General features: G+C 42.9%; 12 protein-coding genes and 2 tRNA genes. 9 read left to right on the forward strand and 5 right to left on the reverse strand.

Going from position 1 to position 10,892, the window contains the following annotated elements:
- Positions 1-303: 303 nt before the first annotated feature.
- From B3D47_RS06860 to B3D47_RS06875, 4 genes are all read right to left on the reverse strand, one after another.
- A tRNA-Asn gene (locus B3D47_RS06860) sits at positions 304-379 on the reverse strand.
- 6 nt (positions 380-385) lie between these two features.
- Positions 386-461, reverse strand: a tRNA-Asn gene (locus B3D47_RS06865).
- A 148-nt stretch (positions 462-609) separates the two neighbouring features.
- Positions 610-1,236: a superoxide dismutase gene (locus tag B3D47_RS06870; protein ID WP_005221437.1), complete on the reverse strand. Its 627-nt coding sequence runs from the start codon at positions 1,234-1,236 to the stop codon at positions 610-612.
- Between the two features lie 154 nt (positions 1,237-1,390).
- A complete protein-coding gene (locus tag B3D47_RS06875) occupies positions 1,391-2,149 on the reverse strand; it encodes a Nif3-like dinuclear metal center hexameric protein (RefSeq protein ID WP_005221439.1) in 759 nt (252 codons plus the stop codon).
- A 172-nt stretch (positions 2,150-2,321) separates the two neighbouring features.
- On the opposite strand from B3D47_RS06875, the gene B3D47_RS06880 reads away from it, so the two are divergent.
- The 9 genes from B3D47_RS06880 (at position 2,322) to B3D47_RS06920 (ending at position 10,336) form a co-directional block, all read left to right on the forward strand.
- Positions 2,322-3,503 (forward strand): trypsin-like peptidase domain-containing protein, encoded by a 1,182-nt coding sequence (locus B3D47_RS06880; protein ID WP_004810569.1) that lies wholly within the window; start codon positions 2,322-2,324, stop codon positions 3,501-3,503.
- Between the two features lie 140 nt (positions 3,504-3,643).
- Positions 3,644-3,901 carry a hypothetical protein gene (locus B3D47_RS06885; RefSeq protein ID WP_004810565.1) on the forward strand — a complete coding sequence of 86 codons (258 nt, stop codon included), beginning with the start codon at positions 3,644-3,646 and terminating at the stop codon, positions 3,899-3,901.
- Positions 3,902-3,981: 80 nt separating this feature from the next.
- The gene (rutD, locus tag B3D47_RS06890) at positions 3,982-4,779 is read left to right on the forward strand and encodes a pyrimidine utilization protein D (protein ID WP_005221441.1); all 798 of its coding nucleotides are present in this window, start codon (positions 3,982-3,984) and stop codon (positions 4,777-4,779) included.
- Positions 4,780-5,110: 331 nt separating this feature from the next.
- Positions 5,111-6,217, forward strand: a complete 1,107-nt coding sequence (gene rutA, locus B3D47_RS06895) for a pyrimidine utilization protein A (protein ID WP_286860818.1) — start codon at positions 5,111-5,113, stop codon at positions 6,215-6,217.
- A complete protein-coding gene (gene rutB, locus B3D47_RS06900) occupies positions 6,214-6,975 on the forward strand; it encodes a pyrimidine utilization protein B (RefSeq protein WP_286860820.1) in 762 nt (253 codons plus the stop codon). The genes rutA and rutB overlap by 4 nt, the downstream gene beginning before the upstream one ends.
- 33 nt (positions 6,976-7,008) lie before the next feature.
- Entirely contained in the window at positions 7,009-7,389 is a 381-nt protein-coding gene (gene rutC, locus B3D47_RS06905; protein ID WP_286860822.1) for a pyrimidine utilization protein C, read from the forward strand.
- A 145-nt stretch (positions 7,390-7,534) separates the two neighbouring features.
- Positions 7,535-8,050 (forward strand): NADH-dependent FMN reductase RutF, encoded by a 516-nt coding sequence (gene rutF / locus B3D47_RS06910; RefSeq protein WP_373683632.1) that lies wholly within the window; start codon positions 7,535-7,537, stop codon positions 8,048-8,050.
- 33 nt (positions 8,051-8,083) lie between these two features.
- The gene (gene rutG, locus B3D47_RS06915; RefSeq protein WP_286860827.1) at positions 8,084-9,445 is read left to right on the forward strand and encodes a pyrimidine utilization transport protein G; all 1,362 of its coding nucleotides are present in this window, start codon (positions 8,084-8,086) and stop codon (positions 9,443-9,445) included.
- Positions 9,446-9,460: 15 nt separating this feature from the next.
- Positions 9,461-10,336, forward strand: a complete 876-nt coding sequence (locus tag B3D47_RS06920; protein WP_286860830.1) for an NAD(P)-dependent oxidoreductase — start codon at positions 9,461-9,463, stop codon at positions 10,334-10,336.
- 134 nt (positions 10,337-10,470) lie between these two features.
- Here B3D47_RS06920 and B3D47_RS06925 read toward each other — a convergent pair whose 3' ends face one another.
- Positions 10,471-10,863 (reverse strand): carboxymuconolactone decarboxylase family protein, encoded by a 393-nt coding sequence (locus tag B3D47_RS06925; protein ID WP_286861041.1) that lies wholly within the window; start codon positions 10,861-10,863, stop codon positions 10,471-10,473.
- Between the last annotated feature and the right edge of the window lie 29 nt (positions 10,864-10,892).

Below are 10,892 nucleotides of genomic sequence, written 5' to 3' on the forward strand. Positions count from 1 at the left end.
CTGAGCTATTGGAGAATCTGAAAGCGATTATAGAGAGATTTGAAAAGGGGTCAAGGCACTTTTAGCAAAAAGCTGCAGAAATTGAATCAAGTGTTTTAAAAATAGTCGAAAAGGTTTTTAGTTCAAACTGTTATCTTTAGTTAAAACAGGCCAGTGGTCAGATTTTAATAAGCCTTAATTCTTGTAAATGATCTGAAATGTCGGAAATAATATGGCACAGTGCATACAGATCAACACGATTTCAATCTAAAAATATAGGTATAAAAAAAGCCCACTTCGCAATGAGAGGGCTTTCTGGAATCTTGGCTCTCCCACCTGGGCTCGAACCAGGGACCTGCGGATTAACAGTCCGTCGCTCTACCGACTGAGCTATGGGAGAATAGATTGGCTCTCCAACCTGGGCTCGAACCAGGGACCTGCGGATTAACAGTCCGTCGCTCTACCGACTGAGCTATTGGAGAATCTGATCGGCATTTTAGGGAGGAATCGGCAGGTCGTCAATCAATTAATGTAAAGAAATGAATTGTTTGCTTTATAAATATTCATTTAGAGCCTAAAAATAAAAAAATCACCCAAAATGGGTGATTTTTTTAGTAAAGAAATAAAGAATTATTTCTCAACACCTGCAGGCTGGCCTGCATATTTCGCGTTTGCGTAGTCCCAGTTCACCAGGCTTTCTAGGAAAGTAGAGATATATTTAGGACGAGCATTGCGGTAGTCGATGTAGTAAGCGTGTTCCCAAACGTCAATTGTCAACACAGCAATTTTACCGTGTGCCATTGGAGTATCAGCATTAGACGTTTTAAGAATAGAAAGGTTGCCGTTAACTTGGTCAGCAACTAACCAAGCCCAACCTGAACCGAATTGAGTTGCAGCAGCATTGGCAAATTCTTCAGCGAATTTTTCGTAAGAGCCGAAAGCTTCATCAATTTTCGCAGCCAATGGGCCAGTTGCAGCACCACCGCCATTTTTCGCCATACAGTTCCAGTAGAACGTGTGGTTCCAAACTTGAGCCGCGTTATTGAAGATACCTGCTTTAGATGAATCGCCAGCAGAAGCCAGGATGATTTCTTCTAAAGTTTTGCCTTCAAGCTCAGTACCAGCGATCAGGTTGTTCAGGTTAACCACGTAAGTATTGTGGTGTTTGTCGTGATGGTATTCTAAAGTTTCTTTGCTGATGTGTGGAGCAAGATCTTCGTAGCCGTAAGGTAATGCTGGTAAAGTAATGGTTGTCATGTTTTCAATTCCTTGCATTTTGCTGGGTTTTGACAATAAGTGGCTTTATTGTAATAGAAAAACAGGCAGAAATGCGCATTGTAGATAAATAAGAATACAGAATAAAGCCTGAAATTATACGTATAAAGCCGCTGTCAAATACCGTCAGGTGAAATTAAATCGGATTGTTTAATTCGAAATAACTATACTCAATATTGAACTGCTGGGAAATAGCTTTTGCAAGGCGTTGAACACCATATTTCTCGGTTGCATGGTGACCACAGGCATAATAATGCACATCCAGTTCCTGAGCTTCATAGAAGGTCCGTTCAGACACTTCACCAGAAATATAGGCATCACAGTTCTGTGCTGCAGCTTTTTGAATATAATCCTGCGCACCTCCAGTACAGAAACCAACTTTACGAATTTCAGTTTTGTCTGCTGGTAAATGAATCGCATCAAAGCCCAATTTTTCAGAAACATAAGCCTTAAATTGTTCTGGTGTCATGGCCTGTTTTAAATAGCCAATATTGCCAATTGGACGACGTTCATTTGGATCTAATTGTTCCAGATTTTCCAGTTCCAGCAGGTCGGCAATTGCCGCATTATTTCCCAAAGTCGGATGACTGTCTAAAGGCAGGTGATAGCCAACCAGTGAGATATCATGTTGAATTAGCGTCTTAATCCGTTTACCGCGCATGCCAGTAATTGGGTAGGGTTCACCCTTCCAGAAATAGCCATGATGTACCAGTAGGAGATCCGCACCCTGAGCAATTGCGGCTTCAATGGCTCCTTGAGAAGCAGTCACAGCACACAGAATTTTATTGACCTCAGACTTACCTTCAATTTGCAAACCATTTGGGGCATAGTCCTTGAATTCATGTGCAATCAGCGTTTGGTCGCACCATTGAATAATGTCCTGCAATCTGGCCATAAATTTCTCTCTAAACCTTTCAATTGTCATCATCAAAACATATTTTGAATTGTAACTAAAGCAGCACAAATCTCTTTTGCTTTTTTTATGTTTAGTTTTGTGTTTAGCTTTACAATAGAGCACAAATTGCTTAGTCATCAATAAATTAAAAATATTGTCAGAGGATAATAACGTGCGTCGGACCTTTACATGGTTACCTTGGGTGTTGCTGATCTTAGTGATCATCGTCTTTCTAGGTTGGCAACAGTTGCAAAAGCCAAAAGCACCTGTTGCGCCAGATGGCGTCAAAATGCCTGCTGAAAAAGTTGAACCATTACTGGATACTTCACGTGCTGGTGGGGTGGTTTCTTACAGCGCTGCGGTGAAAGTGGCTGCACCGGCTGTAGTGAATATCTTTACCACACAAAAAGTGAAGAGACAGGATAATCCTTTACTGAATGATCCTGTGTTCCGTGAGTTTTTCGGTGATCAGTTACCAGAACAGTTCTCTCAGGGGCCAAATGAAAATAGCCTGGGTTCAGGCGTAATTGTGCGTGCAGATGGTTATATTCTGACGAATAATCATGTGATTGCACAGGCTGACCAGATCATTGTCGCCTTAAATGATGGCCGCCGTGCTGAAGCAGAAGTGATTGGGACTGACCCGGATACTGACCTGGCAGTGATCAAGATTGAGCTGGATAAATTACCGGTATTGCCATTTAAATTGAGTGGTAATGAAGTTGGTGATGTCGTTCTGGCGATTGGTAATCCGTTCGGTGTGGGTCAAACCGTGACGCAGGGGATTATTTCTGCGACGGGTCGTTCTGATCTGGGTATCAATACCTATGAAGACTTTATCCAGACGGATGCAGCAATTAATCCAGGAAACTCAGGTGGTGCCCTGATTGATGTCTCAGGGAATCTGATTGGGGTGAATACGGCAATTTTCTCTCAGTCTGGCGGTTCATTAGGCATTGGTTTTGCAATTCCAGCCAAAGTCTGTCAGCAGATCATGAATGCCATTTTGAAAGATGGCCGTGTAGTGCGTGGCTGGTTAGGTATTAGCTTGTTGCCTCCACAACGAAATGATGTAATGAAACCATCCGAACAGGGCGTGACTGTGGCAGAAGTATTGCCAAATGGTCCTTCCGCCCAAGCAGGTATTCAGCGCGGTGATAAGATAATCATGGTCAATGACGAACAGATTACTTCAGCCTCACATCTGATTAACTACGTAGCTCTGCAAGCTCCAGGTAGTAAAATTAGGATTGAAGTGGAACGTGAAGGTAAAAAACAGGATCTGGAGGTTGTGGTGGGTGAACGTAAACAGCAGCAAAATACATCATCGCAATATATTCCTTTACCAGAATAAAATTTAAATCGCTTAAAAAATCTCTCCTGGTGAGGGATTTTTTTATGACCAATTTTTATTTTTGGTTTACAAAACACGAATATTTTATGTGATTTAAATCATTTAATTTCATTGAATAAAATCAAAAAAGAGTAAAAACAATGAGTTTTATGACTGCTGATCAGGCCAAAGTTTTATCGAATGTAGCCAACTTGAATATTGAAATGTATAAGCCCCGTTTGGCTCAATTAATTGAGGACAATGCCCGACAAGGCAATACTGCTGTATTAACGGTATTTCCAAAACATTTGCCTTTAGAAGAGATCCGTGGTCTTTCGGCAGAATTGACTGAACTGGGCTATAACGTGCGCTTTGAGGTGCAGGAATTTTATTATAGCTTTAATGTCTACTGGCTATAATTTTATCAATTGTTCAAAAAAAATCCTGTTCAGGCATATATCTTGCTGCATTCAACTCATAGTTAAAATATGAGAGTGATATGTCTTTATCTATTCATCTTGCAGCACGGGCAGATGCACCTTATGTGGTGCTTTCACCCGGACTGGGCGGGCATGCCAGTTTCTGGAATCCTCAAATTAGAGTTTTACAGCAGCATTTTCATGTAGTCACTTATGATCAGGAAGGCTGTCATTCAGATTCTGAACTCTTGCCCATGTCTTATTCGATCGACCATATGGCCTGCCAGATTCTGGATTTATTGATCAATGATGGTATTCGAGAGTTTCATTTTATCGGGCATGCATTGGGCGGACATATCGGCATGCAACTGGCGACCTATCAGGCTGAAAGAAAGTTTAAGCTGCTCAGTCTGACCATGTTAAATGCTTGGGGAGAGCTGGATGCTCATACTCAGAAATGTTTCGAGGCACGAACTTCCTTATTGGTGAATAGCGGGGCAGAGGCTTATGTGAGAGCACAGGCTTTATTTCTTTATCCTCCGCAATGGATCTCGACTCATATTGATCAGTTAACTGAAGCAGAAAATAAGCAGCTTTTAGATTTTCCTCCAATTTCAAATGTTCTAGCACGCTTACAAGCTGTACAGGCCTTTAAACTGAACGAAGAGCATCAGCAAGCACTCAAAGATGTTCGTGTGCATCTGCTTGCCAATCAGGATGATTTTCTGGTGCCTTATCAACGGTCACAGCAATTACAGCAATGCCTGCCGCATAGTTACCTCAGTTTGCTTGCTACAGGTGCGCATGCCTCCACTGTGACCGAGACAGATCAGGTCAATCAACGGATCCTTTCCTTCCTGATTTCCCCCTTAGCTTGAAGATTTTTTAAAAGCCAGACCTCGTGTCTGGTTTTTCATTTTTTCTAATCAATCATTTTGTAGCATCAGCATGGTTTTTACTTCGAATTGATGCATGAACTGCAAATGCACAAATTGCTACGAGTGCACTTGAATGAAACAGTATGTTCAAAATTGACTCATAGGTAAAAATAGATATTTTACTAAAAATTCAAAAAAATAAATATTAAGTTATTGAAATAAATTAAATAAATATAATTGGCACACGGATTGCAATGTTTATCTTGTAAATAAAATTCCCGAAGTGGAATCCAGATTTTGAATAAGTGTTAAAAAATAATGAGGTGTGAAAATGAAAATAGGTGTCTTCTGTCCAATTGGAAATAACGGCTGGTTACTCTCTGAAAATGCACCGCAATATATGCCGACTTTTGAGTTAAATAAACAAATCGTGCAGCGCGCTGAACACTATGGTTTCGATTTCGCACTCTCCATGATCAAGCTACGTGGCTTTGGTGGCAAGACCGAATTCTGGGAGCATAATCTGGAAACTTTCACCCTGATGGCCGGCCTTGCAGCCGTGACCAGCAAAATTCAAATTTATGCAACAGCTGCAACTCTAGTCATGCCACCGGCAATTGTCGCGCGAATGGCATCAACCATTGATTCGATTTCAAATGGCCGTTTTGGTTTGAATGTGGTGACCGGCTGGCAGCCACCTGAATATACCCAAATGGGTATGTGGCCAGGCAATGACTATTTTGGTAAACGCTATGAATATCTGTCTGAATATGTACAAATTCTGCGTGAACTTTGGGCTACTGGTAAATCAGACTTTAAGGGCGAACATTTCCAGATGGAAGACTGCCGTGTCAGCCCACGTCCACAAGCGGATATGAAAATTATCTGTGCAGGTCAGTCTGATGCAGGTTTAGAGTTTTCTGCACAATATGCCGACTATAACTTCGTATTTGGTAAAGGCCTGAATACTCCAACAGCTTATGCAGAAATTAATAACCGCCTGAAAGAAAAAACGGACGTGACTGGCCGTGATGTACAGACTTATGTGCTGTTTATGGTGATTGCTGCAGAAACTGATGAAGAAGCTCAAGCCAAATGGCAGCACTATAACGATGGTGCCGACATGGAAGCGATTAACTGGTTGATGAATCAGGGTGGGAAAGATACGACTTCTGGTACAGATACCAATATCCGTCAAATGGCGTCTAGTGTATCTCCTGTAAATATCAATATGGGGACTCTGGTAGGTTCTTATAAAAATGTGGCACGAATGTTGGATGAAATTGGCGAAATCAAGGGTACAGAAGGTGTGCTGCTGACTTTTGATGATTTTATTCAGGGGGTTGAAGACTTTGGTCAAAAAATCCAGCCGCTAATGAAATGCCGTGATCATATTGTCATTGAAGATGAAGCGCCAGTTTTGGAGAAAAGCGCATGAGTGAATCAGTCGTAACAGCCGGTTTTACGGAAAAACTCGGCACAGGAAAAACGCTTAAAGCGGAACCCGAAGCGATTTGTCTTGCACCAGAACAGACAGCCTTGATTGTGATTGATATGCAAAATGCCTATACCTCTCAGGGTGGCTATCTGGATCTGGCGGGCTTTGATGTCTCGAAAACCAAGCCCGTGGTTGAAAATATTAAAAAGGCCGTTGATGCCGCACATGCAGCCGGTATTCAGGTGATTTATTTCAAAAATGGCTGGGATGCAGAATATAAGGAAGCGGGTGGTAAGGACTCTCCAAATTTCCATAAATCCAATGCCTTAAAGACCATGCGTAAACGTCCTGAATTACAGGGGCAATTGTTAGCAAAAGGTGGCTGGGATTTTGAGCTGATTGATGAGTTAAAGCCACTGCCACAAGACCTGGTGATCGAAAAGCCACGTTATAGCGGTTTCTTTAATACTGCGCTGGACAGCATGTTACGTGTCCGAGGTATTCGCAATCTGGTCTTTGTCGGGATTGCCACCAACGTGTGTGTGGAGTCGACGCTACGTGATGGCTTCTTCCTGGAGTATTTCGGTGTCGCACTTGCTGATGCCTGCCATCAGGCCGGTCCAGTCGAAGCGCATGAAGTCAGTCTGTATAACATCAAGACTTTCTTTGGCTGGGTATCAGATACCAAAAATTTTGTCGAGACCTTTCAAAAAGAAAGTGAGTCACTAAAAGAAACTAAATTAGCTGTAAGCGCATAAAGAATTAAAGAACAGAATTAAGGAAAAAATAGTATGCCTAAAGAAATCATTATTCCAGCAGGAACATCGAAACCATTAGCACCGTATGTACCGGCAACCAAGGCAGACAATATCGTGTATGTATCCGGTACATTAGCTTTTGATGAAAATAATAATGTGGTGCATGTCGCTGATGCCGCAGCACAGACCCGTCATATTCTGGAAACTATCAAGCGTGTGATTGAAGAAGCAGGCGGCAGTATGGATGACGTGACCTTTAACCATGTCTTTGTCAAAGACTGGGCAGATTATGCTGCGATTAATGCAGTTTATGCAGAGTATTTCCCGGGAGATAAGCCGGCACGGTATTGCGTACAGACAGGTTTGGTCAAACCTGATGCGCTGGTCGAAATTGCTTCGATTGCCCATGTATAAGCCGATCCACCTGATTCAATCTCATTACTAGATGCCCCAGGTCTGAAACTGAATATTGACTTGGGGGCGGGAGAACAGCATGAATGCCAAACTATCTAAAATCATCACAGAAACAGTTGCAGAAAATAACGCATTAAATAAGGTTTTGGCGACTAACGCATCAGATGACATCTTTACCCAAGTTGATCAGCAGATTTTCCGTCAAGGCATGTCCAATCTCGGGGCTGCAGTCAATGTCATTACCACGCAAGGTGAGGCAGGACAGGCAGGATTTACTGCCTCAGCCGTATGTAGCGTGACGGATACACCACCAACGTTGCTGGTGTGTCTGAACCGTTCTGCTTCAGTTTATGAAACCTTTAAAAAGAATCAGGTGTTGTGTGTGAATACCCTGGCATCACATCAACAACATCTTTCCAATCTGTTTGGTGGAAAAACACCAATGGCAGAGCGTTTCAGTCAGGGGAACTGGAAAACTTTGGTGACCCAGTCACCTGTACTTGAGGATGCCTTAGTCAGTTTTGACTGCGAGGTGGTCCAATGTTTATCCGTAGGCAGTCATGACGTGCTGTTCTGTGAGGTGAAAGCGATGTGCCAGAGTCAAGGCAATGCGCTGATGTACTTCAACCGTTCTTACTGTGAGCCACACAAAATGTGCTAATTCAATTCAATCCTAATCAAGGAGGGGAAGCCGATGCAAGAAAAAGAAACGTGGTTTCCAAAATTTAAGCCTTACCAAGGCAATCTAGATACCACACCCGTGCAAACAGATGAATATCTGCCTGCTGGAAAAAGTATTATTCTCGGGTTGCAGCATGTGTTTGCCATGTTTGGCGCAACCGTGCTGGCACCCTTATTAATGGGGTTTGATCCCAATCTCACGATTTTCATTACTGGGATTGGGACCATTTTATTTTTCCTGATCACGGGCGGTCGATTGCCTAGTTATCTGGGATCAAGCTTTGCCTTTATTGGTGCGGTCGTCGCAGTGACGGGTTATTCAGGGGTTGGAGCCAATCCAAATATAGGATTAGCCCTTGGCGGTACGATTGCTTGCGGTATTGTCTATGCCTTGATTGGGCTACTGGTGATGAAAACTGGTACCAACTGGATTGAAAAACTGATGCCACCTGTAGTGACAGGCGTGATCGTGATGATCATCGGTTTGAACCTGGCGCCCGTGGCGATTAAGAGTGTTTCAGCGAACCAGTTTGATTCCTGGATGGCATTAATCACCATTATCTGTATCAGTGTGATTGCTGTATTTACCCGAGGAATGGTACGCCGTCTGTTGTTGTTATTGGGCTTATTATCTTCTTATCTGATTTACTTCCTTTTCACCAACGTGATGGGCTTCGGACCTGCGATTGATTTTACCAAGGTTAGCGAAGCCGCATGGTTTGGTTTACCAAATTTCCAGAGCCCGGTATTTGAAATGAATGCCATGCTGATGATTGCACCAGTAGCAATTATCTTGGTTGCAGAAAATCTAGGGCACTTTAAGGCAGTCTCTGCGATGACCGGTAAAAACCTGTCTCCATATATGGGTCGTGGTTTCTTTGCTGATGGTGTGTGTACTTCGTTGTCAGCTTCTGTCGGTGGTACGGGCATGACTACTTATGCTGAAAATATCGGTGTGATGGCAGTCACCAAAGTTTATGCAACCACTGTATTTGTCTTTGCTGGTATCTTCGCCATTTTACTCGGACTTTCACCTAAATTCGGTGCAGTAATCAGTACTATTCCAGTCGCTTTATTGGGTGGTGCATCGATTGTCGTATTTGGTCTGATTACGGTGGCTGGTGCGAAAATTTGGGTAGATAACCGTGTTGATTTCACCAAGAACAGTACGCTGATCATTGGTGCCGTGTGCCTGATCATGGGTACAGGGAACTATAGCTTGCAGATCGGTGGTTTTGATCTGGGTGGTATTGGTACCGCAACCTTAGCCGCAATTCTATTGAATCTATTCCTGAACCGTGGTGAAGATAAAGAATTACCAGCATCTGAACCAACTGAAACCGTAACTGAGGTTGAGGCTAAGCCAGTCGCTTAATATGAGGAGCATTTTTTGAGTCATTCAATTGCATTTTTAGGACTCGGGGCAATGGGCTGGCATATGGCCTCCCATTTGCCAAAACTCGGACATCAGGTGTGGGTCTGGAACAGGACTGAACAGAAAGCTGTAGCGCATGCTGAAACTTTTGCAACGCAGGCAGTGAGTATTGAGCAGGCAGTTCAGGCGGATTTTATTTTTTCCTGTTTGCCGACCAGTCAGGATGTGGAAGCATTAATTGAAGCTCATCCACCCAAACAAGGTGCAATCTGGATTGACTGTACCAGTGGTGTACCGGAATCTGCACAGAAACTGGCGAAGTTATTGGAACAACAAGGGTGTTTTTATCTGGATGCACCGGTTTCTGGCCAAACCATTGGAGCGGAACGCGGTACTTTAACTGTGATGGTGGGTGGCAATGAACAAGCCTTTGAACAAGCCAAACCGATTATTGATGCCTTTGCTGGCCTGATTGAATATGTGGGAGAAAGCGGTTCTGGCTTTGCGGTAAAAGCTGTGAATAATACCTTAATGGCGACTCACTTATGGGCATTGGCTGAAGGGCTGACTGTGCTGAAAGGGCAGGGTGTTGATTTAAGCAGTGCACTAAACTGTATTAATCATTCCAGTGGTAAAAGCAGCATGTCGGAAAATATCATGGCACAGCGTGTACTGAACCGTGAATTTAATAAGACCTTTGCACTGGATCTATTACAGAAAGATATTGGCATTGCCTTGGAGTTGGTACAGCAACAGCAACTGGATTTATCAGTAATGTCTTTGGTTCAGCAAGAGTTTCAGCAGATTGCCAAACCACAGGCCAGTCAGCTGGATTTCTCCGCTGCGGTGCAAGGACTGGAACAGCGGACTCAAATTGAATTAAGAGGATAATCTTTTCAAACAATATTAAAGACAGTGTTAAAGACGTTATAGCTATAGATATATCAGTTTAAAATTTAAAAAGCCGGGAATTTTAATTCCCGGCTTTATTTATTCATTAGGCAGCTCAATAGCCTAAGTAAATCTTAACTCTGCTGATTTACTTGATATTCCTGAATCACTTCAAGCGCTGCACGGAAGGCTTCCTGAGTGGCAGGGGCACCGCAGTAAGGCAGACTATGTAACAGTACTTCCTGAATTTCTTCTACTGTTGCCCCATTATTCAAAGCGCCACGAACATGGCCTTTCAATTCAGTTGGGCTTTTTTGCGCAGTCAGAAAAGCGATGGTAATTAAAGAACGGTATTTACGTGGTAAAATCCCTTCACGTTGCCAGGTTGAACCCCAAGCATGTTCATTAATCCAGTCCTGCAAAGGCTGAGTAAAAGGAACTGTATTGTCCTGAGCACGTTTTACAAAACCTGCACCCATCACTTCAGTACGGACTTTCAAGCCATTTTCATAATCTTGTTGTGACATCATTGACCCTCAATTTTATTATGAGTCTA

The organism is Acinetobacter sp. UBA3461 (assembly GCF_002381195.1).
Lineage (GTDB): Bacteria > Pseudomonadota > Gammaproteobacteria > Pseudomonadales > Moraxellaceae > Acinetobacter > Acinetobacter schindleri.